The following is a 1,464-nucleotide window of genomic DNA, read 5'->3' on the forward strand; positions in this document are numbered from 1 at the left end:
CGAAGCCGTCGAACAGGCTTACGCCGAGGCCGACCGCATGCTGGGCCGGCTGATCAAGGTCACCCCGTCGTCGAAGGTCGTCGGCGATCTCGCCCTCGCCCTGGTCGGACGCGAGATCTCCGCGGCCGACTTCGCGGCGGACCCCACGTCCTACGACATCCCTGACTCGGTGATCGGGTTCCTGCGTGGCGAGCTCGGGGACCCCGCCGGCGGCTGGCCGGAACCGCTGCGCAGCACCGCACTCCAGGGGCGCCCGCCGGCGCCGGAGGTGACCCCGATATCCGATGCCGACGCCGCCGCGCTGCGGACGGCCGGTCGCATCCGGCAGGAGACTCTCAACAGGCTTCTGTTCCCCGGCCCGACCGCGGAGTTCGAGCAGCATCGCGAGCAGTACGGTGACACCTCCCAGCTCTCGACCAACCAGTTCTTCTACGGCCTGCGCTACGGCGAGGAACACCGCGTCGAACTCGAGCCCGGCGTCGATCTCCTCATCGGTCTCGAAGCCATCAGCGAACCGGACGACCGTGGCATGCGCACCGTGATGTGCATCATCAACGGACAATTGCGGCCGGTTCCGGTCCGCGACCGTTCAGTAGGCGTCGAGGTACCCGCCGCGGAAAAGGCCGATCCCGGCAACCCCCTCCACATCCCCGCACCCTTCTCCGGCGTGGTCACCGTCGCCGTCGGAGTCGGCGACGAGATCGAACCCGGCGGCACCGTCGCCACCATCGAAGCCATGAAGATGGAGGCCGCGATCACGAGCGCCGGAGGCGGCACTGTGGACCGCATCGCCATCAACACGGTCGGACAGGTCGAAGCCGGCGATCTGATCGTCGTACTGAGCTGACCGCACTGCCCGGACGCGCAGCCGCGGCATTCCGGGCGTGTCCGCGGACATCACTTGACCTTTGCCATACTTTTAGATGATGATTTCGTCAGCAATGACGGAATCGACTCGCGCGGCGCGTACCCGTGCGACTCGTGACACCAGGACGGGCAGATGACTCTCCGATACCCCCCACTCCGGACCGCCACCCATCGTGGGGCGCCGGTGGTTGACGTCGATCTGTACGGCGACGAGGTGGTCGACAGGCCACAGGAGGTGTATCGCCGAATCCGGGACGCCGGCCCCGTCGTATGGCTCCCGCGTCATCGGATGTTCGCGATCGGCCGGTTCGACGACGTGCGGCTGGCCCTACGCGACGACGCGACCTTCCGCAGCGGCAGGGGCGTGGGCGCCAACCCGGTCGCCAACACCCTCGGGCACTACACCACACTCGCGAGTGACGACGCCACGCACATGACCCGCCGGATGATCCTCATGCAGTCCCTGACCTCGCGGGCGATACGCCCGTCGCTGCCCACACTGGAGCAGGAGGCCACGGACACCGTCGACCGACTGTTGGCGCGAGATCACTTCGATGGCATCGCCGACTTCGCGACCCGCCTGCCGGTGCAGGCGGA

The 1,464-nt window shown here is 68.0% G+C and carries 1 protein-coding gene and 1 pseudogene; both read left to right on the plus strand.

Annotated features, from left to right (window positions below):
- Positions 1–847, plus strand: an 847-nt coding sequence (locus G6018_RS13295; RefSeq protein ID WP_347237863.1) for a biotin/lipoyl-containing protein, incomplete at its 5' end; no start/stop codon positions are given.
- 204 nt (positions 848–1,051) lie between these two features.
- A pseudogene (locus G6018_RS13300) lies at positions 1,052–1,464 on the plus strand (cytochrome P450); the annotation flags it as partial.

Origin of the sequence: Dietzia sp. DQ11-44 (genome assembly GCF_014145205.1) — a bacterium.
Lineage (GTDB): Bacteria > Actinomycetota > Actinomycetes > Mycobacteriales > Mycobacteriaceae > Dietzia > Dietzia natronolimnaea.